General features: G+C 63.8%; 28 protein-coding genes. 7 read left to right on the forward strand and 21 right to left on the reverse strand.

Going from position 1 to position 23846, the window contains the following annotated elements; translation table 11 throughout:
* Positions 1–172: 172 nt before the first annotated feature.
* Positions 173–1048, reverse strand: a complete 876-nt coding sequence (gene tesB / locus NKH80_RS23200; protein WP_352691683.1) for an acyl-CoA thioesterase II — start codon at positions 1046–1048, stop codon at positions 173–175.
* 100 nt (positions 1049–1148) lie between these two features.
* Here tesB and NKH80_RS23205 point away from each other — a divergent pair, with 100 nt between their 5' ends.
* A complete protein-coding gene (locus NKH80_RS23205; RefSeq protein ID WP_352993724.1) occupies positions 1149–2393 on the forward strand; it encodes a ubiquinone biosynthesis hydroxylase in 1245 nt (414 codons plus the stop codon).
* Positions 2394–2427: 34 nt separating this feature from the next.
* Here the strand turns inward: NKH80_RS23205 and NKH80_RS23210 are convergent, their stop codons facing one another.
* The 3 genes from NKH80_RS23210 to NKH80_RS23220 all read right to left on the reverse strand — a co-directional run bounded on the left by NKH80_RS23210 (position 2428) and on the right by NKH80_RS23220 (position 3676).
* Positions 2428–2955, reverse strand: a complete 528-nt coding sequence (locus NKH80_RS23210) for a hypothetical protein (protein ID WP_352691681.1) — start codon at positions 2953–2955, stop codon at positions 2428–2430.
* Between the two features lie 143 nt (positions 2956–3098).
* Positions 3099–3455 carry a YciI family protein gene (locus NKH80_RS23215; RefSeq protein WP_352479974.1) on the reverse strand — a complete coding sequence of 119 codons (357 nt, stop codon included), beginning with the start codon at positions 3453–3455 and terminating at the stop codon, positions 3099–3101.
* 2 nt (positions 3456–3457) lie between these two features.
* Positions 3458–3676, reverse strand: a complete 219-nt coding sequence (locus NKH80_RS23220; protein ID WP_352993675.1) for a hypothetical protein — start codon at positions 3674–3676, stop codon at positions 3458–3460.
* Positions 3677–3898: 222 nt separating this feature from the next.
* On the opposite strand from NKH80_RS23220, the gene NKH80_RS23225 reads away from it, so the two are divergent.
* Positions 3899–4324 (forward strand): OsmC family protein, encoded by a 426-nt coding sequence (locus NKH80_RS23225; protein WP_254817821.1) that lies wholly within the window; start codon positions 3899–3901, stop codon positions 4322–4324.
* Positions 4325–4536: 212 nt separating this feature from the next.
* On the opposite strand, the gene NKH80_RS23230 is transcribed toward NKH80_RS23225, so the two are convergent.
* The 7 genes from NKH80_RS23230 to NKH80_RS23260 form a co-directional block, all read right to left on the reverse strand.
* Positions 4537–5178: a YceH family protein gene (locus NKH80_RS23230; RefSeq protein ID WP_352738331.1), complete on the reverse strand. Its 642-nt coding sequence runs from the start codon at positions 5176–5178 to the stop codon at positions 4537–4539.
* A 243-nt stretch (positions 5179–5421) separates the two neighbouring features.
* Positions 5422–6201, reverse strand: a complete 780-nt coding sequence (locus tag NKH80_RS23235) for a succinate dehydrogenase iron-sulfur subunit (RefSeq protein WP_352508950.1) — start codon at positions 6199–6201, stop codon at positions 5422–5424.
* On the reverse strand, positions 6201–6638 hold the full coding sequence (locus NKH80_RS23240; RefSeq protein WP_352508972.1) for a DUF3052 family protein: 438 nt from the start codon (positions 6636–6638) through the stop codon (positions 6201–6203). Before NKH80_RS23240 ends, NKH80_RS23235 begins: the two co-directional genes overlap by 1 nt.
* Positions 6639–6640: 2 nt before the next feature.
* Positions 6641–8479 (reverse strand): succinate dehydrogenase flavoprotein subunit, encoded by a 1839-nt coding sequence (sdhA, locus tag NKH80_RS23245; protein ID WP_254817824.1) that lies wholly within the window; start codon positions 8477–8479, stop codon positions 6641–6643.
* Between the two features lie 3 nt (positions 8480–8482).
* Positions 8483–8878, reverse strand: coding sequence for a succinate dehydrogenase, hydrophobic membrane anchor protein (gene sdhD / locus NKH80_RS23250; RefSeq protein ID WP_352508952.1), 396 nt, complete (start codon positions 8876–8878; stop codon positions 8483–8485).
* Positions 8875–9300, reverse strand: coding sequence for a succinate dehydrogenase, cytochrome b556 subunit (gene sdhC / locus NKH80_RS23255; protein ID WP_352479640.1), 426 nt, complete (start codon positions 9298–9300; stop codon positions 8875–8877). Before sdhC ends, sdhD begins: the two co-directional genes overlap by 4 nt.
* A gap of 243 nt (positions 9301–9543) precedes the next feature.
* Complete coding sequence (locus tag NKH80_RS23260; RefSeq protein WP_352649382.1) at positions 9544–9924, reverse strand: hypothetical protein; 381 nt, start codon at positions 9922–9924, stop codon at positions 9544–9546.
* A 231-nt stretch (positions 9925–10155) separates the two neighbouring features.
* Between NKH80_RS23260 and NKH80_RS23265 the strand changes: the two genes are divergently transcribed.
* Positions 10156–10515 (forward strand): hypothetical protein, encoded by a 360-nt coding sequence (locus tag NKH80_RS23265; RefSeq protein ID WP_352649381.1) that lies wholly within the window; start codon positions 10156–10158, stop codon positions 10513–10515.
* Here NKH80_RS23265 and NKH80_RS23270 read toward each other — a convergent pair.
* The gene (locus NKH80_RS23270; RefSeq protein WP_352738336.1) at positions 10499–11719 is read right to left on the reverse strand and encodes a GGDEF domain-containing protein; all 1221 of its coding nucleotides are present in this window, start codon (positions 11717–11719) and stop codon (positions 10499–10501) included. The two genes, NKH80_RS23265 and NKH80_RS23270, sit on opposite strands and share 17 nt — an antisense overlap.
* 76 nt (positions 11720–11795) lie before the next feature.
* The gene (locus tag NKH80_RS23275; RefSeq protein ID WP_352993679.1) at positions 11796–12992 is read right to left on the reverse strand and encodes a GGDEF domain-containing protein; all 1197 of its coding nucleotides are present in this window, start codon (positions 12990–12992) and stop codon (positions 11796–11798) included.
* 160 nt (positions 12993–13152) lie between these two features.
* On the opposite strand from NKH80_RS23275, the gene NKH80_RS23280 reads away from it, so the two are divergent.
* The gene (locus NKH80_RS23280; RefSeq protein ID WP_352993681.1) at positions 13153–13464 is read left to right on the forward strand and encodes a hypothetical protein; all 312 of its coding nucleotides are present in this window, start codon (positions 13153–13155) and stop codon (positions 13462–13464) included.
* A gap of 58 nt (positions 13465–13522) precedes the next feature.
* Here NKH80_RS23280 and leuC read toward each other — a convergent pair whose 3' ends face one another.
* From leuC to rplS, 6 genes are all read right to left on the reverse strand, one after another.
* Positions 13523–14932, reverse strand: coding sequence for a 3-isopropylmalate dehydratase large subunit (gene leuC, locus NKH80_RS23285; protein ID WP_352993683.1), 1410 nt, complete (start codon positions 14930–14932; stop codon positions 13523–13525).
* A gap of 72 nt (positions 14933–15004) precedes the next feature.
* On the reverse strand, positions 15005–15157 hold the full coding sequence (locus tag NKH80_RS23290; protein ID WP_352993726.1) for a hypothetical protein: 153 nt from the start codon (positions 15155–15157) through the stop codon (positions 15005–15007).
* Between the two features lie 23 nt (positions 15158–15180).
* Positions 15181–15816: a class I SAM-dependent DNA methyltransferase gene (locus tag NKH80_RS23295; protein WP_352993685.1), complete on the reverse strand. Its 636-nt coding sequence runs from the start codon at positions 15814–15816 to the stop codon at positions 15181–15183.
* 52 nt (positions 15817–15868) lie between these two features.
* Positions 15869–16684 carry an amino acid ABC transporter permease gene (locus NKH80_RS23300; protein WP_352479648.1) on the reverse strand — a complete coding sequence of 272 codons (816 nt, stop codon included), beginning with the start codon at positions 16682–16684 and terminating at the stop codon, positions 15869–15871.
* Between the two features lie 266 nt (positions 16685–16950).
* Entirely contained in the window at positions 16951–17748 is a 798-nt protein-coding gene (locus NKH80_RS23305) for a transporter substrate-binding domain-containing protein (RefSeq protein ID WP_254817834.1), read from the reverse strand.
* 255 nt (positions 17749–18003) lie between these two features.
* The gene (gene rplS, locus NKH80_RS23310; RefSeq protein ID WP_352993687.1) at positions 18004–18543 is read right to left on the reverse strand and encodes a 50S ribosomal protein L19; all 540 of its coding nucleotides are present in this window, start codon (positions 18541–18543) and stop codon (positions 18004–18006) included.
* A gap of 356 nt (positions 18544–18899) precedes the next feature.
* Between rplS and NKH80_RS23315 the strand changes: the two genes are divergently transcribed.
* Positions 18900–19652 carry a sulfite exporter TauE/SafE family protein gene (locus tag NKH80_RS23315; protein WP_352993689.1) on the forward strand — a complete coding sequence of 251 codons (753 nt, stop codon included), beginning with the start codon at positions 18900–18902 and terminating at the stop codon, positions 19650–19652.
* Here the strand turns inward: NKH80_RS23315 and trmD are convergent.
* Both trmD and rimM read right to left on the reverse strand, forming a co-directional pair.
* The gene (trmD, locus tag NKH80_RS23320; protein ID WP_352701251.1) at positions 19634–20332 is read right to left on the reverse strand and encodes a tRNA (guanosine(37)-N1)-methyltransferase TrmD; all 699 of its coding nucleotides are present in this window, start codon (positions 20330–20332) and stop codon (positions 19634–19636) included. The two genes, NKH80_RS23315 and trmD, sit on opposite strands and share 19 nt — an antisense overlap.
* Positions 20329–20928, reverse strand: coding sequence for a ribosome maturation factor RimM (gene rimM / locus NKH80_RS23325; protein ID WP_352993691.1), 600 nt, complete (start codon positions 20926–20928; stop codon positions 20329–20331). The genes trmD and rimM overlap by 4 nt, the downstream gene beginning before the upstream one ends.
* 114 nt (positions 20929–21042) lie before the next feature.
* Here rimM and NKH80_RS23330 point away from each other — a divergent pair, with 114 nt between their 5' ends.
* Complete coding sequence (locus NKH80_RS23330) at positions 21043–21981, forward strand: tyrosine recombinase XerC (RefSeq protein ID WP_352993693.1); 939 nt, start codon at positions 21043–21045, stop codon at positions 21979–21981.
* 85 nt (positions 21982–22066) lie between these two features.
* Positions 22067–23134 carry a TraB/GumN family protein gene (locus NKH80_RS23335; RefSeq protein ID WP_352701248.1) on the forward strand — a complete coding sequence of 356 codons (1068 nt, stop codon included), beginning with the start codon at positions 22067–22069 and terminating at the stop codon, positions 23132–23134.
* Positions 23135–23846 lie beyond the last annotated feature (712 nt).

A 23846-nucleotide genomic window follows, 5' to 3' on the forward strand; every position in this document is an offset into this window, starting at 1 on the left:
GCCGATCCCCATGAGAGCCGGAGAGTGCCCGCTAGGATTCAAGCTCCGTGCCAATTGCCGAAGCAGGGTGTTAAGCTGTTGTTAAACAACGAAATCGAGAAGGTCTGGCAGCTGCCTGTTCACAGGCGCGGCAGTGCATATGCTTAAAAAATAGGCAAATTTCGAAAAATGCCTACTCCGCAGGCGGCCGCTTCAGCCGGATGAGTCCTTCTTGGGCAACCGAGGCGATCAACGTGCCGTCGCGGGCAAACAGCGAGCCGCGGGTAAAACCGCGCGATCCTTGCGTCGACGGGCTGTCTTGCGTGTACAGCATCCAGTCGTCGAGCGGGTGGCTGCGGTGGAACCACATGGCATGGTCGAGGCTGGCTGCCTGGATATCGCGATCGAAAATGGCGCGGCCATGGGCAAAGGTCGAGGTGTCGAGCAGAGTCATGTCGGAGAGGTAAGCGAGCACGGCCGCCTGCGTGGCGCGGTCGGCCGGCACCGGGCCGGTGGTGCGGATCCAGATGTTCTGCTTCGGCTCGAGCTTTTCCCGGCTGGTATAATGCTTCAGCATTACCGGCTTCATCTCGATCGGCCGGTCGCGCTCCCAATAGCGCTTGATGCCCTCGGGCACCGCTTCGCCGAACTTGCCCAGCAACTCGCGTTGCGACAGCAACGTGTCGGGCGCCGGCACGTCCTGGGGCATCGGCACCTGATGTTCCAGGCCGACCTCATCCTGCTGGAACGAGGCTTCCAGCGAAAAGATCGCCTGGCCGTGCTGGATCGCGACGACGCGGCGCGTGGTGAAGGAGCCGCCGTCGCGGATGCGGTCGACCTCGTAGATGATCGGCACCTTGGTGTCGCCCGGCCGCATGAAATAGCCATGCAGCGAGTGCACATGGCGCTCGGGCTCGACCGTTCGCTGCGCGGCGACCAGCGCCTGGGCGATGGTCTGGCCGCCGAAGATGCGCTGCCAGTCGAGCTTGGGGCTGCGACCACGATACAGGTTGTGTTCCAGCTGCTCGAGGTCGAGAATGCCGAGAAGCTCGTCCATGGCTGCCGTCATCTTGACCTCGCCGCAAAATTACCATGGCGGTTTCCGACAGGAACAGCGGGCAGTCAAGGGCGGAAAGCCCGGCGACGGTCAGGCTGCGAAAGGAATTGCCATGGTGGACAGCAAGAATTCGCTCGACGTTCTCGTCGCCGGCGCCGGCTATGTCGGCCTGGCCGCCGCCGTATCGCTGAAGCAGGCGCGGCCGAGCCTTGCCGTTGCCGTCGTCGATGCAGCACCCGCCGGCGTCTGGCGGAAGGACGGCCGCGCCTCGGCGATTGCCGCCGCCGCGTGCCGCATGCTCGACCAGCTCGGCGTCTGGAACGAGATCGCGCCGGAGGCGCAGGCGATCACCGAAATGATCGTCACTGATTCGCGCACATCCGATCCGGTCCGCCCGGTGTTCCTCACTTTCGATGGCGAGGTCGCGCCCGGCGAACCCTTCGCGCATATGGTCGCCAACAAGGATTTGAACGGCGCCTTGCGCCGGCGCGCCGAACAACTCGGCGTCGGCATCATCGAAGGCGTCGCCGTCAGCGCCTTCGACATCAACGGCGCCGGCATAACCATGCATCTTGCCGACGGCGCGACGCTGAAGGCGCGGCTGCTGGTCGCCGCCGACGGCGTCAACTCGAAGCTGCGCGACATGGCCGGCATCAAGACGGTGAAATGGGAGTATGGCCAGTCCGGCATCGTCTGCACGGTGGCGCATGAGCGGCCGCACAACGGCCGCGCCGAAGAGCATTTCCTTCCCGCAGGCCCGTTTGCCACGCTGCCGCTCAAGCCGGGCAAGGACGGCACCAACCGCTCGTCGATCGTCTGGGTCGAACGGTCGCACGATGCCGACAAGCTGGTCAGTGGCGACACCCTGGTCCTGGAATATGAGCTCGAGCAGCGCTTTGGCCTGAAACTCGGCGAAATCCATATCGCCGACAAGCCGCGTGCCTGGCCGCTTGGGCTGATCATTGCGCGCGCCTTCGTCGCGCCGCGCATCGCCTTGGCCGGCGACGCCGCCCACGGCATCCACCCGATCGCCGGCCAGGGTCTGAATCTCGGCTTCAAGGACGTGGCGGCGCTAGCCGAAGTGGTGGTCGAGGCCGACCGGCTCGGCCAGGACATCGGCGCGCTGGACGTGCTTGAGCGCTACCAGCAATGGCGGCGTTTCGACACGGTGCAGATGGGCATCACCACCGATGTGCTGAACCGGCTGTTTTCCAACGATTTCGGCCCGCTGCGCACTTTGCGCGACATCGGCCTCGGCCTTGTCGAGCGCATGCCGCGGCTGAAGGGGTTCTTCATCCGCCAGGCGTCGGGTCTGTCCGGCGACACGCCGAAACTGTTGAAGGGCGAGGCGATCTAGGCCCGGCAAGCGCGCGCGTTTTACTGGCGTTCGGTCAGTTGACCTCAAAGCCTAGCTTCTGGCGCAGCCGGAGCATGCGCTGGTCGGGAATCGGCAGGTTTTGTCCACCAGCTTCCGCCGCACGGCTGACCATTCGCAGCAGATCGTTCCTTTCAGCTGCGTCGAGCCGTTCGCGCAGGAACGGTGCCAGCTTGTCGATGACGACCGTGGCGTCGTCGATTTGCGATGCCGCCCATTTGGCGTAGATCACGGCTTCATCGGTCTGCTTTTTGTCGGCGATCTCCGAGATCACCGATCGAATGGCGGCTTCGCGTTGCGGCAGCACAGGACCATGCTCGGAAACAATCGCGGTGATCAGCGTCGCGGCGGCGACGACCGGATCGTCGATCGCCGTCAGCGGCGAGAGCGCCGCCTGCGTGCGCAGCTTCTTGCGGCGAATATTGCCCTGGACGCGGCCAACGACGTCGGCAACCTCACGCGCCGCGTCGTTCATGATCTTCAGCCGGTACCACCAGAACGCCGCTGCCCCCAGCAGGCCGATTGCAGCAATCAATATATGCATACCCCAAGATCCCCAATCTCGGGCGACGATAGAAGAAGTATTGCTTCGCTTCAACACGCAAAAGTTGCATCGATCGAAGAAAACGAAAGCCTGCGCCAGTCATCGGCCGCCATCACTTTGCCAAGGATCTTATCGGGACATCCCTACGACCCCGGTACGTTGTAGATCGCCCGCACCTCGATCGTGCCGATTTCGGCCAGCGGGATTCCGCCGGCGATCTCCAGCGCCTCGTCGAGATCCCCGGCCTCGATCATGACGAAACCGAGCAGCTGCTCCTTGGTCTCGGCGAAGGGGCCGTCAGTGACCAGCCGCTTGCCCTGGCGCCGGCGCACGGTCTTCGATGTCTTCACCGATTGCAGCGCCTGCGCGATGATCAGGCGGCCGCTTTGCGCCACCGACCTGTCATAGGCCAGCGAATCGGCGTCGAGCTTGGCCAGCCTCGCAGGCGTCATTGCGTAGAGATCTTTTTCTTCACCATAGACCAGGCAAACGTATCTCATCTTTACCTCCATTCCTGGGTTGGACCGTAGGGCGAGGCGACGGACACGTCAGCTGGGCCTTTGGCCGCTGCATAGTCGAGAAAGGACACCGTAATGCCGATGATGGCAATCGCCGCAAGCAGTCGGCCGAAGCCGGAAGGCCGCAGGCGCGACCAGTCGGCTTGTTGTTCACCGGCCATGTGGCCGGTGCTTGTCCAGTGAGCAGAAAACAGATTGTTCATGTGGTCCTCCATCCGGCCACCAATTCCATGGCCGCCCGCAGGACGGCCGGGACAGATGGAAGTCGACATTTTTGCACGCGTATTTTTTCGAATTTTTTTCGCTCGAACATGGTGTGTCACGCTGCCGCCGATACGAAAGCGTGGGTGGCCTTCGCTCCGGCGCGCGCTATAGTCGACCGGACGCCGACTACGGGCTCAATCACGACAATCAAGGAGGAATTGATGGACCGCACCGCCAACGCCGTTTGGAAAGGCAGTTTCAAGGAAGGCAAAGGCACGCTCGATACCCAGAGCGGGACGCTGAAAGGCACGCCCTATTCTGCCAAGATGCGTTTCGAGGACGAGAGCGGCAAATCCGGCACCAACCCGGAAGAGCTGATCGCCGCCGCCCATGCCGGCTGCTTTGCCATGCAACTTGCGCATCTTCTTGCCGAGAACGGCACTCCGGCTACCGAGCTCGACGCCAAGGCCGTGGTGACACTGGTCCCCGGCACCGGCATCACCGGCAGCGCGATCACGCTGGTCGGCAAGGTACCGGGCATCGATGCCGCCAAATTCCAGGAACTAGCCGAAAAAGCCAAGGGCGGATGCCCGGTCTCGAAGGCGCTCGGCGCCATCAAGGTATCGCTCGACGCCAGACTCGGGTGAGCCGCCAAACGAACGTCGGCGATCCTTCGCGCCCCCTCTGCCCTGCCGGGCATCTCCCCCTCAAGGGGGGAGATTGGCAGTTTTGGCGACGGCTCTCGTCCTTCAACCTTGGTGATTGGCGAAAGTGGAGATGACAGCGCAATCTCCCCCCTTGAGGGGGAGATGCCCGGCAGGGCAGAGGGGGGCGCGAAGGATCGCCGACGTTCGAGTGACTATGTAGTGCCTTCGCCGGTCAGCGCATCCAGGCGGGCGCGCAATGCCGCGACCTCCTCCTCGAGGGCCTGTACGCGCGTCTCCAGATCCGAGGCCGGCGAGGACGATTGCAAGGGCGCTGCTGCAGTCGACAGCTGCACCGGCCCGCTGAGCAGATGGACATAGCGATCCTCGCGCTGGCCTGGGCCGCGATCGATCTGCTGCACCAGTGGCGGCCTTCGGCCGATCAGCAGATCGAGATTGCCGCGAAGCTCGTCGATCGACGGCAACCGCGCCAGGCGCTCGCTTCGCGCCAGCAATTCATAGGCCGTCTGCGGGCCGCGCAGCAACAACAGGCCGAGCAGCGCGATCTGCGCCGAGGTCAGGGAAAAGCGCTGTGCCACGACATGCTCATAGCGCTCGACGCGCGACGCGAACACCTGCCTGACGAGGCCCTTCTGCTCGAGCTGGCCAAGCGCCCTTCTGACTTCGCCAACCTCGACCGACATTACCGGCTCGCGCGCCGTTTTCTGGTTGGCCGCCGCATGTGCTGCATTGAGCGTCAGCGGATAGACGTCCGGCGTCAGTTCCTTCTTCTCGATCAGGCAGCCGAGGACGCGCGCTTCGATGGGAGAGAGGATGGGAAGGTCGGAGTCGGTCATTGGATCGGCTATCCTTCTGAGGCCGGAGGGACAGCACCCCCCTCTGTCCTGCCGGACATCTCCCCCGCAAGGGGGGAGATCGGCAGCTTCAACGCTGTGCGTCCATTCTTGCAATGGTGGAGATTAGCGAAAGCCAAGATGACGGCCAATCTCCCCCCTTGCGGGGGAGATGTCCGGCAGGACAGAGGGGGGCGCGAAGGATCGCTACGGACGAGACGATCTCGGCTGCAACCCGCCCGCCCCCTATACCCGTCGCTCCACCATCATCTTCTTGATCTCGGCGATCGCCTTGGCCGGGTTGAGCCCCTTGGGGCAGGTCTGGGCGCAGTTCATGATCGTGTGGCAGCGATAGAGCCGGAACGGGTCTTCGAGATTGTCGAGCCGCTCGCCCGTCGCCTCGTCCCTGGAATCGATCAGCCAGCGATAGGCCTGCAGCAGCGTCGCCGGGCCGAGATAGCGATCGCCGTTCCACCAGTAGCTCGGGCAGGAGGTCGAGCAGCAGGCGCACAATATGCACTCGTAGAGCCCGTCGAGCTTTTCGCGGTCCTCATGGCTTTGCAGCCATTCCTTGGCCGGCTCGGGCGACACCGTCTTCAGCCACGGCTCGATCGAGGCGTGTTGGGCGTAGAAATTGGTGAGGTCGGGCACCAGGTCCTTGACCACTTGCATGTGCGGCAGCGGATAGACCTTGATCGCACCGGAAATGTCGTCGCAGCCCTTGGTGCAGGCCAGCGTGTTCGATCCGTCGATGTTCATGGCGCAGGAGCCGCAAATGCCTTCGCGGCAGGAGCGGCGCAGCGTCAGCGTCGGGTCGATCTTGTTCTTGATCCAGAGCAGCGCGTCGAGCACCATCGGCCCGCAATCGTCCATGTCGACGAAATACGTATCCATGCGCGGGTTCTCGTCATCGTCGGGCGACCAGCGGTAGATGCGGTATTCGCGCAGATTGGTCGCACCCTCCGGCTTCGGCCAGGTTTTTCCGGCCATTATCTTCGAGTTTTTCGGAAGCGTGAGTTCGACCATTACCTCAGGTCCTTTCGGATGACGAGCTTCAGCCCGGACCAGATCTCGTTCACGGCGGCGACCTTGACGTCGACGAGGTCGAGCTTCAGCGCCTCTGTGCGGATAATGTCCTCGGTGACGTCGGTCGGCACTTTCGATGCCTTCTTTGGCCATGACACCCAGACCATGCCGTCCCGCTTGATCGCCGCTTCGATGTCGCCAAGACGGTCCTCGATCTCGACACGCTGCCGGGTGAAAGCGTGCACGGCATCGTATTTCTCATGAACGCCCGAAATCGCCGACCAGTTGGCCAGCCGGTCGAGCTCGGCAAAGTCCACGGCTTCGGCAAGGTCGTCCAGCTCGGCCGGCAAGGCGACGAAGGCGGCAATCATCCCGTCCTTCAGGCCGAGCTTGGCTGGAAGGGGCGTGCCGGAATATCCAGCTGTCGCCAGCGCCATCTTCAATACACTCTCGCCTTCGGCGCAATCTTGGCCGGATTGATGCCGCCGTCTGCCTCCTTGAGCAGCGTCTCGGTGTGCACCGGCCGGTAGCTGAGCGCCACCTCGCCGGCCTCGTTGAGCCGGGCCAGCGTATGCTTGCGCCAGTTGGCGTCGTCGCGGGCCGAAAAGTCCTCCCGCGCGTGCGCGCCGCGGCTTTCCTTGCGCGCCTCGGCGCCGTAGACGGTGGTGATGGCGTTGGCCATCAGATTTTCCAGCTCCAGCGTCTCGACCAGGTCGGAGTTCCAGATCATCGAGCGGTCGAACACCTTGACGTCCTTGAGCTCGCCCCAAAGCTGCGAAATGCGCCTGCAGCCGCTTTCCAGCGATTCCTGGGTGCGGAACACCGCCGCGTCCTCCTGCATCGCCTTCTGCATCTTTTCGCGCAAAACCGCTGTCGGCGTCGAGCCGTTGGCGTGACGCAGCCGGTCGAAGCGGTCCATGATCTTTTCGACGGCGGCCTCGTTGGGCGAAGGGATCGCCGATGTCCGGTCGATCACCTGGCCGGCCCGGATCGCCGCCGCACGGCCGAACACCACCAGGTCGATCAGCGAGTTCGAGCCCAGCCGGTTGGCGCCGTGCACCGAGGCGCAGCCGGCCTCGCCGACCGCCATCAGCCCGGGCGACACCTGGTCCGGGTTCAAGGCAGTAGGGTTGAGCACTTCGCCCCAGTAATTGGTCGGCACGCCGCCCATATTGTAATGGACCGTCGGCAGCACCGGGATCGGCTCCTTGGTCAGGTCGACGCCGGCAAAGATCTTTGCCGATTCCGAAATACCCGGGAGCCTCTCGTGCAGAACGGCCGGGTCGAGATGGTCGAGATGCAGGAAGATGTGATCCTTCTTCGGGCCGACGCCGCGGCCCTCCCTGATCTCCAGCGTCATACAGCGCGAGACCACGTCGCGCGAAGCCAGATCCTTGGCTGACGGCGCGTAGCGTTCCATGAAGCGCTCGCCCTCGGAATTGACGAGATAGCCGCCCTCGCCGCGCGCGCCCTCGGTGATCAGGCAGCCGGCGCCGTAGATGCCGGTCGGGTGGAACTGCACGAACTCCATGTCCTGCAGCGGCAGCCCTGCGCGTGCGGCCATGCCGCCGCCATCGCCGGTGCAGGTATGCGCGGAGGTGGCCGAGAAATAGGCGCGACCATAGCCGCCGGTCGCCAGCACCACCATTTTCGCCGAAAAGCGGTGGATGGTGCCGTCGTCGAGGTTCCAGGCGACGACGCCGGTGCAGGTGCCGTCCGGCTCCATGATCAGGTCGAGCGCGAAATACTCGATGAAGAACTGCGCATTGTGCTTCAGCGACTGGCCGTAGAGCGTGTGCAGCATGGCGTGGCCGGTGCGGTCGGCGGCCGCGCAGGTGCGCTGCACCGGCGGCCCCTCGCCGAAATTCATCATCATGCCGCCGAACGGCCGCTGGTAGATTTTCCCGTCCTCGGTGCGGCTGAAGGGGACGCCGTAATGCTCGAGCTCGTAGACCGCAGCCGGCGCTTCGCGCACCATGTATTCCTGCGCGTCGGTGTCGCCCAGCCAATCCGAGCCTTTGACGGTGTCGAAGAGATGCCACTGCCAGTTGTCGGGACCCATATTGGCGAGCGAGGCGGCAATGCCGCCCTGCGCCGCAACCGTATGCGAGCGCGTCGGGAACACCTTGGTGATGCAGGCGGTGCGCAGGCCCTGCTCGGCCATGCCGAGCGTGGCCCGCAGGCCGGCGCCGCCGGCGCCGACGACCACGACGTCGAATTTGTGGTCGACATAGCTATAGGCGGAAGCCGTGTTGGCGTTCTTCGCGTCCTTGGCCAAAACTCAGCCTCCAAATGCCAGTTTAAGCAGGGCGAAGACCGAAGCGACGCCGACGACTACGGGAAAGAATGTGTTGAGGGCGAGCAGCGCCAGCCTGGCGCCTTCGCCATGCACATAGTCTTCGATGATTGCCTGCATGCCGAGCCGCATGTGGTAGAGCACCGACAGCAGGACCAGCGCCAGCACCAGTGCCACGAATGGATTGGCAAGTGCGGCGCGCACCTCGATATAGCTGGCACCGTTGAGTGCGATCAGGAAACCCACGAAGAACAGGACCAGCGGGATGTTGGAGATCGCCGTCAGCCGCTGGCGCCAGAAATGGCCGGTGCCCTCGCGGGCGGAACCGAGGCCGCGGACCTTGGCCAGCGGCGTACGCATGTCGGTGTTTTTGCCGCTCATGTCAGGCTCCCCCGCGCCATGTAGCCGGCGATCCAGATCAGCAGCGTCAGCGTGACCGAGCCGGCCAGCGTCGCCCAGGCGATCCTCGACGCCGTATGCTTTTCCAGCCCTGCCCCAGTGTCCCAGATCAGATGGCGCACACCGCCCAGCATGTGGTGCATCAGCGCCCAGCTGTAGCCGAACAGCACCAGCCGTCCCAGCCACGAGCCGAAGGCCCAGTTGACGGCATTGAAGGTCGCCTCCGAACTCGCCGCCGCCATCAGCCACAGCGCGACCAGCAGCGTGCCGAAATAGAGCGCCCCGCCGGTGATGCGGTGGACGATCGACATCGTCATGGTGATCGGCGGCCGATAGACGGTCAGGTGCGGCGAAAGCGGCCGTTCACGTCTGGCAAATTCGCGGGTGGCTGGTGATTTGCTCATGGCTCCCCCAGTTCGGCGTCTCTGGAGCCTCAGGTGGGAATGCGGCATTGCCGCTTCCGGTTGCGACTTCGGACAGCCGGTTTCTAATGCTCTTTTTGCACCGCGTCAAAGCCGGAAAACCGTTTCGAAAACGTAATTTAGTCTGATGAAAGCGGCGCTTTCAGCTTCAATCGATTAGGACTGTCGCCTTGAACCGGCACAATGTCGCTGCACTGCAAAAAATGGCTGCCACAAGGGGGCGGATCAGCGCTTGCAGGCCAGCGGTGAGGCACCGCCCTTCATTACCAGCGCGTCACGCCCGTCGATCACGATTGCGCCATGCGCCTCGCCGTAACGGCTGGTCTGATTGGCCGGTGAGGCCGGCAGCTCGGCGCTGGTGCCGTCCTGGCCGAGCACGCGCACCGACGTGCCAAGATTCTCGATGGTCATCACGCTACCGTCGGCGCAGTTGTAAGTAGCAATGCGCGGCTGCGGTGCCGTCGGTTCGCTGGCGGCGGGAGCAAGCGACACGGAAGCGGCGGCCGTATTGCCAAGCTTGGGCGCGCTGGTCTGCGGCGCGCAGGCGGCGGCAGCCAGTAGCGGCGGAATGGCCAGCGCCACCCGAAACCTGCGGTGTAATCTCATGCTGCTTTCCCCCGCGCATCGAGCCCCCCGGATTTTCATGCTTTTTAAGTCGCGCCCGATGCCGGTGATGGTGGGAACAAGGCATGGCCGAATGATGGCCGGTGGGCGATCGGGTATTAACCATATTTTCCGAGACCTCGCCCCGGCTGCGGTTGCCCTCTTAACAAAGGTTAATAAAAGGTTAATTTCTGATTCGAGGAGGCTTGCCTCTCAGCAATGGAGCAGCACGCCATGCATTCGAATTCAGCAGGACCGCGCCTTCCCTGGTTCCTATTGGCGGCGCTCGCCGTCGGCGTCGTCGCACCGGCATTCGCCGGGACGCGCCATCATGACCGCGTCTATGCCGATTCCTTCGGCAATCTCGTCATCGACAGCGCCGCCGGCTACAAGCGTATCCTCGTTGGCGAGGGCAAGCTGGCCAAGGAGTTGTCCGACTACACCGGCGCCGGCCAGCCCGACGTGATCTACGAAAACGAATCGGACGATGTCCGCGGCGGCGACTGCTACAGGCCACCGGTTTTCGTCAAGGGCCGCAGCTATATGTATGGTCTCTCCGACGGCGAGATGCCGGAGCTCAGCCCCTGCCGCTGACGGCCACGCCGCCCTTGGTTGACGGCGCCGGCAGGGCAACAGCCGGCCCCACCGAGACACGCACGCAATCGCGGCCGCTGCCCTTCGCCTGATAGAGCGCTTTGTCGGCGCGCCGCAGCAGGTCGGAAAAGCTTTCGCCCGGACCAAGCTCTGCAACGCCGAAGCTGGCGCTGCAGCGGTGATTTGCGGGCAGGCAGTCGATCGGCGTGGAACCGAAGGCGCTGCGCGTGCCCTCGGCAAAGAGCCGGGCGGCGGCTAGATTGGTCCCCGGCAGGAAAATAGCGAATTCCTCGCCGCCGATGCGTCCGGCGACATGATGGTCGGCCGCGGCATCGCGGAGGAAACCGGCAAAGGCCTCGATGACCCGATCGCCCGACGCGTGGCCGTAAGTATCGTTGATGCGCTTGAAATGGTCGAGATCGGCAATGACCAGTGCCGCTGGAACGGCGCGCCGCATGGCGTCGCGCAGTGCGATCTCGGCATGGCGCTCGAAGCCGCCACGGTTGAGCAGCCGCGAAAGCGTGTCGGTTTCCGATTTCGACGTCACCTCGGCGAGCACGTCGCGGACCAGGATAGCCAATGTCACCAGCGCAAGCGCCAGGCCGAACACGGTGCCGACAGACTGCGACACCAACGCATAGCTGGTCTGCGCATAAGATTGCGGGTTGGCGCCCCAGCCCCCAAGCGCATGGGCGATGAAGGGTTTGCTGGCGAATTGCAAGGTGCTGGCCGCCAGGACAGCCATCAGCATATAGTCGAGCCGCTCGCGTCTTTGCCTGGACGACAAGACGATCGCCAGCCCGGTGAATTGCATGGCCGCATAGGGAAGCTGGTAGGCCGCCATTCGCACAAAGGATTGGCGTGGCAGATCCTGGACGAAGTAGACCGCGAGGGTGGCGAAGACCAGGAAGAGCAGCATCGGCGGCCAAGGCGGCGAAACGCGGTATTTATGGGCAAGCCCGCCATTGAAGGCGATGGTAGCAGCAAGGAAAGCGGCAAAGGCGGCGACAACTACGGGGCGCGCATTGTCGAAGGCAGGAATGCTGAACTCGATCGCGAAATAAGCCATGCCGAGCACATAGCCGAACGCCAGCCAGCGCGCCGACACCCGGCCGGCGTCATAGACCGCGATCGTCATGAAGGCCGCCGCCAGCAGCCCGGCAACGAACAGGTTGATCAGCAGGATGAAATTAGCGCTGCCCATGGCGTTTTGGCACTCCCCCCGAACAGCAGATCACCAACGCGCGAAAAAGACGTTAATTCGAAGCCGCCGCTGACGCTCAGCCAGCACTGGTCCGATTGGGAAGGACGACCGTTTCAGGCCGCTGATAGGACAGGCACACGCTGTCGCGGCCATTCCTCTTGGCTTTGTAGAGCGCTTCGTCGGCGCGGCGCATCAGCGGGTCCAGCCCTTCGTCGCTGGTGCGGGCGGCCACGCCGAAGCTCGCGGTCACTCTTGTCTCGGGCGGAAGCCCGTCGATTCGGCCCGCCGAATAGAGCGTGCGAACGGTTTCGGCATACAGTCTTGCCGCGCCAAGGTCGCTGAGCGGCAACAGCACGGCGAACTCTTCGCCGCCGATGCGGCCGGCAACGCCGCGCGTACCTGCAGCCGACAGAAGCTTGGCGGCGAAATCGACGATGACGCGATCGCCGGCCGCGTGGCCATGCTGATCGTTGAGTGCCTTGAAATGATCGAGATCGGCCAGCACCAGCGTAACCGGCAATCGGGCCGTGGCACAGTGCTGCAGCACCAGCGTGGCGCGCTCCTCGAAGCCGCGGCGGTTGAGCAGGCCCGACAGCGGGTCTGTCAGGGTTTCGGTCTTCAGGGCCTTCATCACATCGAGCGCGGCGGCGCCGAACAGGCAAAGTGCAATAAGCAGCGACAGCAATGCATGCGACAGCAGCGCCGTCGTCCAATAGGACGAGGTGTAAAGCCCTTCATAGCTGGTGAACGGCCCATGCGCGATGACGACGGCAAGGGTCCGCGCCAGGAAGTTCATGCCGGAAAGCAGCGACAGCACGAACAGGACCATTTCTGTCGGGCCGTTGTTGCGCACCGCGCGCAACTCGGCGGCGACAACCAGGCTGATGCCGCCGAAGCTGAAATTGATGGCAAGGATGCGCCAGGTGAGATCCGGCCGGGCAAAAAGAAACCACGAGAACGCGGCCAGTCCGCCGCAGGCCAGAATGCCGACCGCCGTGTAAGGCACGCGCCGCCCATAGCGCGCAATGACCGCGCCGGCGAGACAGCAAGTGGCAAAGGTGAAGCACAGGATCGAGATGAGCTTGGTGGGCGCCATACCGACAGGCAGCGTGAAATACTGGAGCAGGAAGCCTGCGGCCGAGGCCGAGTAGCCCGCCGCCAGCACGGCCAGATAGGGACGGTGACGCTGATAGAACCACAGCACGAGAAATGCAGTGCCGAGTGTAAGGGCGATGCCTGGATTGAGCAGCGCTATGAGCAGGCCGGTGTCCAAGCGCTGTAATTTCCCCTCGCTTCCCTCAGGAGACGTTAGAGCGGAAGCCCAAACAAGCGGTTAAGCGAAAGCGAATATACGACAGGTGCGTCGACGCAGCCGCTGGGCGGAACCGCGAACGGCGAGCGGCGTTTCACGACGGCAACCAGGAGACGCTCCGATGGCCGACACGATCATGTTGACCGATCACGATGCAATTCGCTCATGGGCGGCGGCGCGCGCCGGCTTTCCGGCGATCGTCGACGTGTCGCCCGAAGCGGGAACGCAGCCCATGCTGAGGCTGGTCTTCGGCCAGCACGCCTATCAGGACCAGGATGAGCCCGAACGTCCGGCCAACGCCGGCGGCTATGAACTGGTCGAATGGGATGAATGGTTCGAACTCTTCGACGAGCGCCAACTGGCGCTGATCGTTGCAAAGGACCAACCCGGCCGACGTGAGGGATTTCACGAATTCGTCAGGCGGCCCGGCTGAAGAATGCCCGAACCGCATTGCGGCTCGGGCACTCATATCCGACAGGGCGCGCCCTGCGCTATTTCCACTCGCGGATGTCGACGAAATGGCCGGCAATTGCCGCCGCCGCCGCCATTGCCGGCGACACCAGATGGGTGCGGCCCTTGAAGCCTTGGCGCCCTTCGAAATTGCGGTTCGAGGTCGAGGCGCAGCGCTCATGCGGCTTCAGCCGGTCGTCGTTCATGGCAAGGCACATCGAGCAGCCCGGCTCGCGCCAGTCGAAGCCGGCCGCGACAAAGATCTTGTCGAGGCCTTCGGCCTCGGCTTGTTCCTTGACCAGGCCGGAGCCCGGCACGATCATCGCGCTGACCCGCGGATTGACCTTCTTGCCTTCGATCACCTTGGCGGCGGCGCGCAGATCCTCGATGCGGCCATTGGTGCAGGAGCCGATGAAGACGCGGTCAAGTTCGATATCGGTGATCTTGGTGCCCGGTATCAGGCCCATATAGTCGAGTGCACGCTGCTTGGACGTGCGCTTGTTCTCATCAGTGATGTCGTCTGGGTTCGGCACGATGCCTTGAACCGAGACAACGTCTTCGGGCGAGGAGCCCCAGGAGACGATCGGCGGCAGCTTTGCCGCGTCGAGCACGACGACCTTGTCGAAATGCGCGCCTTCGTCGGACTGCAGCGTCTTCCAATAGGCGAGCGCGGCATCCCAGGCTTCGCCCTTGGGGGCGCGCGGCTTGTCCTTGACATAGGCGAAGGTGGTCTCGTCCGGCGCGATCAGGCCGGCGCGCGCGCCGGCTTCGATCGACATGTTGCAGATCGTCATGCGGCCTTCCATCGACAGCGCACGGATTGCCTCGCCGGCATATTCGATGACATAGCCGGTGCCCCCGGCTGTGCCGATCTCGCCGATGATGGCGAGGATGATGTCCTTGGCGGTGACGCCTTCCGGCAGTGCGCCGTCGACGCGCACCAGCATGTTCTTGGCCTTGCGCTGGATCAGCGTCTGCGTCGCCAGCACATGCTCGACTTCCGAGGTGCCGATGCCGTGCGCCAGGGCCCCGAACGCGCCATGCGTCGAGGTATGGCTGTCGCCGCAGACGATGGTCATGCCGGGCAGCGTGAAGCCCTGCTCGGGACCGATGATGTGGACGATGCCCTGGCGGATATCCTTCTCGGAATAATATTCGATACCGAAATCCTTGGCGTTTTTGGCCAGCGCTTCGACCTGGATGCGGCTTTCCTCGTTCTTGATGCCGAACTTTCGCTCCGGCGAAGTCGACACGTTGTGGTCGACGACAGCCAGCGTCTTTTCCGGATGCCGAACCTTGCGGCCGGTCATGCGCAGGCCTTCGAACGCCTGCGGGCTGGTGACTTCGTGGACGAGGTGGCGGTCGATATAGAGCAGGCAGGTGCCGTCGTCCTGGCGGTCGACGACATGGTCGTCGAAAATCTTGTCGTAGAGGGTGCGCGGTGCGCTCATGTGCGTAAATCCGTCGATTTAAAAAGGGAAAGGGACGCCGGTCGGCCGGCGAAACAGCCTGGCGAGTCCGCCCTAGCGAAGTCGGCTGGTCAGCGCCCCGCAGACGCGCGCAGAAAATCGCGACGGCAGGCGTTTCCTGTCCTGCAGCACGAAACCTTTATAGGCCGGATCGCCAAAAAGCTCTTCCATGGCGCTGCTCATATCAATGTTTTGGCTTTTCAGCAATCGCGTCTGCCTTCGCAGGCGCTTCACAGCACCTCGAACACAAACGTCTTCACCAAGGCCTCAGGCTCGGCGATCGCATAGCAGCGGAACCATGGGCTCTCCTCGACCGGCCGCCATTTTTTCGCCTGCTCCAGTTCGCCAAACACGGCCTTGAACCCGCTGCTTTCAAACACTTGGTCACGGACCGTAAAGATGGCGTGGCCGCCCTTCCGGGTGATGCGCACCAGCTCATGCAGGCCCGACGCCGGCGCGTGGCTGATGGTGAACACGCCGGTCGAGAAAAAGGCGCGGAAATAGCCGTCCGGCCAGAGCAATGGCCCGCCGAGCATCGCCTGTTTCAGCTCGCTGTAGGCCTGCCGGCTGCCGGCGATTTTCAGCATGTCCTGCGACAGGTCGAGCCCGGCAATGTCGTGGTAGCCGAGCGCCTTGAGCGACGGCCCCGACAGGCCGGTGCCGCAGCCGGCGTCGAGCAGCGGTCCTTCGCCCGGCGGCACGTAGCGCGCCACCCAGGCGGTGATCAGGAACGGCAGGAGATAGCCGAGCGCCGCGGTTTCGCCATCATAGGTCGCGGCCCATTGCGCATAGGCCTTGGCGAGCGCCTCAGGCGTGTCGGCCGTGTAGACCGCTTCAAGCGCCGCATTGGCCTTGTCGATGATCATCGGTCCTCCCCGGTCGCGTCGGCTCGATGGTAGCGCCGTTTTCGCCTGCCTTCTATTCCCCATGCTGGTGGCGCAGCCGCTTCTCCAGCGCCCGCATGGCCAGCGACAGGCCAACGGTCAGGATGAGATAGATATAGGCGACGATCGAATAGGTTTCGAAGAAGCGGAACGAGCCGGCGGCGTAGATCTTGCCCATCTGGGTGATGTCGGCGACGCCGAGCACCGAGACCAGCGAGGAATCCTTGACCATGGCGACGAAATCATTGCCGAGCGGCGGCAGGATGGTGCGGATCGCCTGCGGAAAGACGACCAGCCGGAAGCGCTGCGTGCGCGTCAGCCCGAGCGCCTTCGCCGCCTCGATCTGGCCCTTCTCGACCGCCTGGATGCCGGCGCGGAACACCTCCGAGATGAAGGCGGAATAGCCGATGGTCAGCGCCATGACGGCGCGCCATAAAAGCGAGACGTCGCGTACCAGCAGCTCACCGAAGAGGCCGGCGCTTTGCAGCGGCGCCGTCAGCGCGTTCCACGCCGCGACGAAGGCCGGCGCGCCGGCAAAGGCGATCCAGAACAACAGCACCAGCATCGGTACGCCGCGGATGATCTCGACGTAGAAGCGGGCGATCTGGCTGAGCCAGCGTGAGCCCGACAGGCCCATCAGCGCGACGCCGAGCCCGATCGCGCAAGCCAGCGCGAAGGCGACCACGGTGACGAAGATGGTGACGCCGATGCCCTTGGCGACGGTTACGAAGACCTGGGCATAGAGGTCGCTGGCAACGATGAAGACGGCGGCGGCCAAGGCGATCGCCACGGCCACGGCAAGCCACCACGGGAAGTCGGATTTGGCCGAGGCGAGAGGCGGCGACGGCATCAAGCGGTACCGGTGACAGAGTCACGAAGGCAGCGTTCTGTCACACCCCCCTCTGGCCTGCCGGCCATCTCCCTCTCAAGGGGGGAGATCGGCAGCTTTGACCTCGCCGCCGGTTCTGCAACACTGAAAATTAGCGAAAACCGATGCGAAATCCGATCTTCCCCCTTGCGGGGGAGATGGCCGGTAGGCCAGAGGAGGGTGTACGAGCGCAGAGTCAGCGCGAGTTCCCGCGCACAATCGTCATGAAATGCGCGCAACAAGCGGGCCTACTGCCCCATCTTGTAGTCGAGGAACCACTTCTTGTTGAGCGCGTCGAGCGTGCCGTCGGCCTTGAGCGCGGCGATCGCCGCATTGACCGGCTTCACCAGGTCGGAGCCCTTGGGGAAGATGAAGCCGAAATCCTCGGTGCCGAGCGGCCCGCCGATCAGCTTCAGCCCGCCATTGGACGCATCGACATAGCCCTTGCCGGCAGTGCCGTCGGTGAGCACGACATCGACGTCGCCGGCCTTCAGCGCCTGCACCGTCGCGCCGAATGTCTCGAACAGCTTTATGCGCGGGTTCTGCTCATTGCCGTCGAGCACGCTGTAGACGGCGGTGTAGAACGGCGTAGTGCCGGCCTGCGCACCGATCAGCCCGTCCTTGAAGGCAGCGAACGTCTTGGCATCGGTGAAGCGTTTCTCGTCGCCGCGCACCAGCATGAACTGTTCCGAGCGCATATAGGGATCGGAGAAATCGACCTTCTGCTTGCGGTCGTCCTTGATGGTGATGCCGGTCATGCCGATGTTGTATTGGTTGTCGGAAACCGCCTGGATCATCGCGTCCCACGAGGTGTTCTGGTACTCGACCTTGAAGTTCAGCCGTTTGGCGATCTCGTTCATCGCGTCATATTCCCAACCGATCTGCTTACCGGTCTTGGCATCGATAAACTGCAGCGGCGGATAGGCGTTTTCGGTCACCACCACCACTTTCCTGCCGCCAAGATCGGGCAGCGCCTGCGCCAGGGCCGCGATGGGCACGAGAAGGCAAGCCAGCAGGCCGGCCAGCAGCAGTTTCGATTTGGTCATGACACGCTCCCCAAGAACTGAACCGCCTCGATCGACCGAGGCATGCAGGAAATCCGGCGCCGACTTTAGCTTTCCGCAGGCGCCTTGCAAGCCGCTCCGATGCGCCGCTCGGCACGAAAATGAGTTTCCGATGCTTTCAATGGCGGCATTACGGAACGATCCGTATCGATTGCGGACCGGCAAAATCGAATCCACCTCGCACAACAAAAAGGCGGCCGAAGCCGCCTTTCCGAAACCATGGGTTTTGACGACGTCTTATTCGGCGGCAGCTGCTTCCGCGGCCTTGGCGGCCTCGTCGGCGGCCTTCTTCTCGGCGGCGTCCTGCGCGGCCTTCTCGGCGGCCAGCGCCTGCGCGGCGGCCACCTTCTCGGCCTCGATGCGCGCCTTGTCGGCGTTCAGCGCATCGCGCTCTTCATCGTTGAGCTTGCGGGCGCGCACGCCGGTGTTTTCCGAAATACGCGCCGACTTGCCGCGACGGTCACGCAGATAGTACAGCTTGGCGCGACGCACCTTGCCGCGGCGCACGATCTCGACGCCCTCGACCATCGGCGAATAGACCGGGAACACCCGCTCCACGCCTTCGCCGTAGGAGATCTTGCGGACGGTGAAATTTTCCTGGAAGCCGGCGCCGGCGCGGGCGATGACGACGCCCTCATAGGCCTGGACGCGGGTGCGGGTGCCTTCGGTCACGCGGACCTGAACGCGCACGGTGTCGCCGGGCTGGAATTCGGGAAGCTTGCGCTTGGCTTCGATCTTGGCGGCCTGCTCGGCCTCGAGCTGACGGAGGATGTCCATCTCAATAATCCACTTCTTGTTCTTCCGACAGTCAGAGCGTCCGACACTCGCCTTGCAGTCGCATCGACCGCTCGGCTATGCCCTTCGTTCGAGAACTTCTGTTCGAGAACATCGGGCAGGGGCGACTACACCGTCACTGTTGACGGGTCCGGGAGAATTTTCTTCCGGTTCGGCGCGCACATACAGCTATTTCGGCGCTTTGTCACGCCTTCGCTGGCTCTTTTTTGGCGCTGCTTCTTTTTGGCTGGCGCCGCTGTGGCAATCCCGTGATCGCTTGTGGTCCAGGGGGTTGCGCCCGCGCGTCAAGCTTTCTAAGCCGGAAGATAAGCATTTTTCCTCCAGCGACGACACCCCTCATGCCAATCTTGGACGCGGTCCTGCTCTTTCTCGCCGGCTTTCTATCAGGCGCGGTCAACGCCGTTGCCGGCGGCGGCACGTTCATAACCTTTGGCGCCATGACCCTGGCCGGCCTGCCGCCGATCGTCGCCAACGCGACATCGTCGGTGACGCAATTTCCTGGCTATATCACCTCGACGCTGGCCTATTGGCACGACATCAAGCATTTCTGGCGCGGCGCACTGCTGCTCAGCCTCATTTCGGCTCTCGGTGCGCTGTCTGGCGCGCTCATCCTTCTAAGCCTCGACAACCCGTCGTTCCGCGCCTTGGTGCCGTGGCTGCTGCTGGCGGCAACAGCGTTGTTCGCTGCCGGGCCTTGGCTGAAGCCGGCGCCCAAGCCGGAGCATGAAGCCGCCGTGGGTTCGCTGGTCGGGTCGCTGGCGCAGTTCGCCACCGCCGTCTATGGCGGCTTCTTCGGCGCCGGCATGGGCGTCATGATGCTGGCGACGCTCGGTCTCACCCAGTCCGGCGATTATCATCGGCTGAACGCATTGAAGAACATGCTGGCCGTGGTCATCGCTGCGGTTGCCATCCTGGTCTTCGTCTCCGGCGGCGTCATCGCCTGGCTGCAGGCGATCATCATGATCCCGGGTGGCGCGCTCGGCGGCTATGCCGGCGTCTGGATCGCCAGGCGCGTGCCGCAGAACGCGGTGCGCGGCTTCGTCATTGCCGTCGGCCTGTTCCTGGCCTTCTACTATTTCGATAAGGGCTGAGCGGCTAAAAGATCCGGCCGTCGCTCCTTCGTCAGCCTCTCCGCTTCGGCCCGCCGCCACGCCGCGATCTTGCTGTGATTGCCCGAAATCAACACTTCGGGAATCGGCCGGCCCTCGAATTCCTGCGGCCGCGTATAATGCGGATGTTCGAGCAGGCCGTTTTCAAAGCTCTCTTCCTCGCCCGATACCGCATTGCCCATCACGCCGGGCAGCAGGCGCACCACGGCGTCGAGCAGCACGAGTGCCGCCGGCTCGCCCCCGGACAGGATGAAATCGCCGATCGAGACTTCCTCGAGGCCTCGCGATTCGATGACCCGCTGGTCGACGCCTTCGAAGCGGCCGCAGACGATCACCGCACCCGGCCCGGCGGCGAGCTCACGCACACGGCGCTGTGTCAGCGGCTTGCCGCGAGGGCTCATCAGCAGGCGCGGACGTGGATCGCCTGCCGGCGAGGCATGGTCGATAGCGCTGGCCAGCACGTCTGCCCGCATCACCATGCCGGCGCCGCCGCCGGCCGGCGTGTCGTCCACGGTCCGGTGACGATCGCGGGCAAAGTCGCGGATCTGGATCGTTTCGAGCGACCAAATGCCGGTCTCGAGCGCGCGGCCGGCCAGCGACAGGCCAAGCGCGCCGGGAAACATCTCGGGATAGAGCGTCAGCACCGAAGCCGAAAAACTCACCGGTTGCCTCCGGCGTCCCTCGGCCCGCGCGGCCGGCCCTTGGGGTCGAAGCTGTCGCGCTCGGCAGGTTCTCCGTCCTCGTCCTCGACCAACCCTGCCGCAGCCGGATCGATGCGGACAAAGCCGCCGGCGATCGACACTTCCGGAACAGCGGCCTGCGTGAACGGGATAAGCACGCCTTTGCGCCCCGCCAGCGTCACGTCGAGAATGTCGCCGCCGCCAAAATTATGCACGGCGACGACCTTGCCGATAATGGCACCGGTGTCGTCCTTGACCTCCAGCCCGACGAGATCGGCGTGGTAGAATTCGTTCTCTTCGCCCTCATCAGGCAACACCGAACGGTCGACGAACAATTCGGTGCCGGCAAGCGCCTCGGCGGCATTGCGATCGTTGACGCCTTTGAAGCGCACCACCACGACGGTGTTGGCAGGCCTGATGTCGACGATCTGGAAGGCGCGGCCATCCCTGGCGTAGAGCGGACCGTAATCGGCCAGCGCCAGCGGGTCGCCGGTAAAGCTCTTGACGCGCAATTCGCCCTTGATGCCGTGCGCGGCACCGATCACGGCCATCTGGACGGGGTTTTGCGGTTTGCTCATCTGCGGAAAATCCTTTGCCTTGCTCTAACCCCAGCCCATCGTCATTTCAATGATGCCGCTCTTCACCGCTTACTAACCCGCATGCCGGAAGATGGCGGGAACTGGAAGAGCGCAATGCAGGAATTCCTCATAACGGCAAAACCCGATCTTCAGGCGGCGCGCGAGGCCTGGCTGAAGATGCTGGCGCGCGAACGCCGGCTGTCGCCCGAAACCGTCGAGGCCTATGAGCGCGACACGCGCCAGTTCCTGCATTTCCTGACCAGCCATTGCGGCGGCTCGCCCGGTATTTCCGACATCGCCGATCTGCGCCCGGCCGATCTGCGGGGCTTTCTCGCTGCCCGCCGTGCCGAGGGCGCCGGCGCCCGCACGCTCGGGCGCGGGCTGGCCGGCATCCGCTCGCTGCTGCGTTTCCTGGAACGGCGCGGCCTCGCCAATGCGGCAGGTGCGGCAGCCTTGCGCGCGCCGCGGCAGCCGAAATCGCTGCCCAAGCCGCTGACCGCAAGCGATGCAAAGCACGTCGTCTCGGTGGAAGGCCAGCTGGCGGAGGAGCCGTGGATTGCCGCCCGCAATGCCGCCGTGCTGACTCTGCTCTATGGGTCCGGCTTGCGGATCTCCGAGGCGCTCGGCCTGTCGGGCGCCGATCTGTCCTCACCTGGTGATACTGTGCTGCGCGTCACCGGCAAGGGCGGCAAGACGCGGCTGGTGCCGGTGCTGCCGGTAGCGCTGCGGGCGATTGCCGAATACCGCCGCCTCTGCCCCTGGCATCTCGATCCCAAGGGCTTGCTGTTTCGCGGTGCCCGCGGCGGCCCGCTCAACCCGGCGATCGTTCAGCGCGACATGGCCAAGCTGCGCTCGGCGCTCAACCTGCCCGACACCGCGACGCCGCATGCGCTGCGCCATTCTTTCGCCACGCATCTGCTTGGGCGCGGCGGCGACCTGCGCACCATCCAGGAGTTGCTCGGCCACGCCAGCCTGTCGACAACCCAGATATACACCGGCGTCGACACCGCGAGGCTGCTCGAGATTTACGAAGCAGCTCATCCTCGTGCGTGATGGACGCTTGAATAGGTGACGATCTCGCAACAATTTTGATGCGCTGATTAACCGTTTTGCCGCTTTTTGCGCCTACAAGCGCAGCATGAAACGCCTCATCGCCATCGCCGACCGCGCGACCCAAGTGTCGCTGAAGCTGCTCGTCGCGCTCAACGCCCTGTTTTTCCTCTCCTTCCTCATCATCGCGCTGCTCGCCGCGGGCAAGGCACGCGCCGAGGCCCCGGCCTGCACCGGTACCGATATGCTGAGCGCGCTGCAAAAGAACGACCCGGCTGGCTACCGCAAGATCGAGGCGGACGCGGCAGCAACACCGAACGGCAAAGGCTTGCTGTGGAAGCTGGAAAAATCGGGCGAAAAACCGTCCTTCCTGTTCGGCACCATGCACCTTACCGACCCGCGCGTCACCACGCTGCCACCCGCCGCGCAGAAGGCATTCGATGCAGCTGGCACCGTCGTCATTGAGACCACCGAAGTGCTCGACAAGCAGAAGATGATGGCAGCATTGCTGAAAGAGCCGGATCTGATGATGTTCACCGACAAGACGACGCTTTCGTCGCTGCTGTCGCCGGAGGACGCGGCGGTGGTCGACAAGGCGCTCGACGCGCGTGGCATCCCGCCAGCGACCGTCGCCAAGATGAAACCTTGGTTGCTGTCGGCGATGGTGGCGCTACCAGCATGCGAAGTCGCCCGCCAGGCTGGCGGCGCGCCGGTGCTCGACGTCAAGCTTGCCAAGGACGCCGAGGCTGCGGGCAAATCAGTCGAGGGGCTGGAGACAATCGCCGACCAGCTGCGCGCCATGGCTTCGCTACCGATCGCCTTTCACCTGAAGGGTCTGGTCGATACGCTGAAGCTTGGCGACAAGGTGAACGACGTCAACGAAACCATGATCGTGCTTTACCGCCGTGGCGACACTGGCATGTACGTACCGCTGTTTCGGGCTGTCGTCCCCGAACAGGTCGACGACCAATCGGGTTACGCCGAATTCGAGCAGACCATGATCACCAGCCGCAACAGGGTGATGGTTGATCGTGCAGCGCCGATCCTCGCCCACGGCAATGTCTTCATGGCGGTCGGCGCCATGCACCTTCCCGGAGCGCAAGGCTTGGTCGAGGGTTTCCGCAAGACCGGCTATACTGTGACTGCCGTCAACTGAACAACACGGCGGAGTTGCACACCGAATCATCGCCAAGCCTGGGTCAACCCCTGCTCGTGGCGCGACGGCGGACCAGCCGCGCTTCGTGTCAAGAAACTGAAAAAGGTTCGCTTTGGCTCGACCGAACCCATTTTGCGGTGGAAATGCATGCCTGCAAGCGATTCCGGATCAGAATTGCCCTGTTTTCGGCGTTTTCAACGCCTAATGTGAAACTGATTCAACGATTGTACGTTGATGGCTATTACTTGATGTTTTTCATCCACGGAGGACACTTTTATGGCGAACACACCCAATCCGAACGACCCATTCACCTCGCCGGGCTCCGCACGGCCAAGCGGCGGCGGCAGCGGCTGGCTGATTGCCCTGGTCGTCGTTATCCTGGCAATTGTCGCCTATTATGTTTTTGGAAGACGTAGCGAGGCACCTGCGCCTGCCGAACCGCCCGCAGCCAGCACACCAGCTCCGGCCCCAGCGCCCGCCGAGCCGATGAAACCAGCCGAACCGGCTCCTGCGCCAGCTCCGGCAACACCCGCTCCGGCTCCCGCTCCGGCAGAGCCTGCACCCGCGCCGGCTCCTGCGCCAGCCCCGGCCCCGGCACCAGCACCTGCCCCGGCTCAGTGATCAAACGTAAGCGGGTAGCTGATGCCGTTCAGCGATGGTAGTTCCAAGGCATGAGCGCCTCGATAGCGCTGTTTGGCCAGCCATTGGCGAT

This window comes from Mesorhizobium sp. M0904 (assembly GCF_040319475.1).
GTDB lineage: Bacteria > Pseudomonadota > Alphaproteobacteria > Rhizobiales > Rhizobiaceae > Mesorhizobium.

What these genes read in the sequence shown, in the direction of transcription:
- tesB (WP_352691683.1), bottom strand. Translation starts at nt 1,048, where the DNA reads ATGACGGCAGCCATGGACGAGCTTCTCGGCATTCTCGACCTCGAGCAG.
- NKH80_RS23205 (WP_352993724.1), top strand. Translation starts at nt 1,149, where the DNA reads ATGGTGGACAGCAAGAATTCGCTCGACGTTCTCGTCGCCGGCGCCGGC.
- NKH80_RS23210 (WP_352691681.1), bottom strand. Translation starts at nt 2,955, where the DNA reads ATGCATATATTGATTGCTGCAATCGGCCTGCTGGGGGCAGCGGCGTTC.
- NKH80_RS23215 (WP_352479974.1), bottom strand. Translation starts at nt 3,455, where the DNA reads ATGAGATACGTTTGCCTGGTCTATGGTGAAGAAAAAGATCTCTACGCA.
- NKH80_RS23220 (WP_352993675.1), bottom strand. Translation starts at nt 3,676, where the DNA reads ATGAACAATCTGTTTTCTGCTCACTGGACAAGCACCGGCCACATGGCC.
- NKH80_RS23225 (WP_254817821.1), top strand. Translation starts at nt 3,899, where the DNA reads ATGGACCGCACCGCCAACGCCGTTTGGAAAGGCAGTTTCAAGGAAGGC.
- NKH80_RS23230 (WP_352738331.1), bottom strand. Translation starts at nt 5,178, where the DNA reads ATGACCGACTCCGACCTTCCCATCCTCTCTCCCATCGAAGCGCGCGTC.
- NKH80_RS23235 (WP_352508950.1), bottom strand. Translation starts at nt 6,201, where the DNA reads ATGGTCGAACTCACGCTTCCGAAAAACTCGAAGATAATGGCCGGAAAA.
- NKH80_RS23240 (WP_352508972.1), bottom strand. Translation starts at nt 6,638, where the DNA reads ATGGCGCTGGCGACAGCTGGATATTCCGGCACGCCCCTTCCAGCCAAG.
- sdhD (WP_352508952.1), bottom strand. Translation starts at nt 8,878, where the DNA reads ATGAGCGGCAAAAACACCGACATGCGTACGCCGCTGGCCAAGGTCCGC.
- sdhC (WP_352479640.1), bottom strand. Translation starts at nt 9,300, where the DNA reads ATGAGCAAATCACCAGCCACCCGCGAATTTGCCAGACGTGAACGGCCG.
- NKH80_RS23260 (WP_352649382.1), bottom strand. Translation starts at nt 9,924, where the DNA reads ATGAGATTACACCGCAGGTTTCGGGTGGCGCTGGCCATTCCGCCGCTA.
- NKH80_RS23265 (WP_352649381.1), top strand. Translation starts at nt 10,156, where the DNA reads ATGCATTCGAATTCAGCAGGACCGCGCCTTCCCTGGTTCCTATTGGCG.
- NKH80_RS23270 (WP_352738336.1), bottom strand. Translation starts at nt 11,719, where the DNA reads ATGGGCAGCGCTAATTTCATCCTGCTGATCAACCTGTTCGTTGCCGGG.
- NKH80_RS23280 (WP_352993681.1), top strand. Translation starts at nt 13,153, where the DNA reads ATGGCCGACACGATCATGTTGACCGATCACGATGCAATTCGCTCATGG.
- leuC (WP_352993683.1), bottom strand. Translation starts at nt 14,932, where the DNA reads ATGAGCGCACCGCGCACCCTCTACGACAAGATTTTCGACGACCATGTC.
- NKH80_RS23295 (WP_352993685.1), bottom strand. Translation starts at nt 15,816, where the DNA reads ATGATCATCGACAAGGCCAATGCGGCGCTTGAAGCGGTCTACACGGCC.
- NKH80_RS23300 (WP_352479648.1), bottom strand. Translation starts at nt 16,684, where the DNA reads ATGCCGTCGCCGCCTCTCGCCTCGGCCAAATCCGACTTCCCGTGGTGG.
- NKH80_RS23305 (WP_254817834.1), bottom strand. Translation starts at nt 17,748, where the DNA reads ATGACCAAATCGAAACTGCTGCTGGCCGGCCTGCTGGCTTGCCTTCTC.
- rplS (WP_352993687.1), bottom strand. Translation starts at nt 18,543, where the DNA reads ATGGACATCCTCCGTCAGCTCGAGGCCGAGCAGGCCGCCAAGATCGAA.
- NKH80_RS23315 (WP_352993689.1), top strand. Translation starts at nt 18,900, where the DNA reads ATGCCAATCTTGGACGCGGTCCTGCTCTTTCTCGCCGGCTTTCTATCA.
- rimM (WP_352993691.1), bottom strand. Translation starts at nt 20,928, where the DNA reads ATGAGCAAACCGCAAAACCCCGTCCAGATGGCCGTGATCGGTGCCGCG.
- NKH80_RS23330 (WP_352993693.1), top strand. Translation starts at nt 21,043, where the DNA reads ATGCAGGAATTCCTCATAACGGCAAAACCCGATCTTCAGGCGGCGCGC.
- NKH80_RS23335 (WP_352701248.1), top strand. Translation starts at nt 22,067, where the DNA reads ATGAAACGCCTCATCGCCATCGCCGACCGCGCGACCCAAGTGTCGCTG.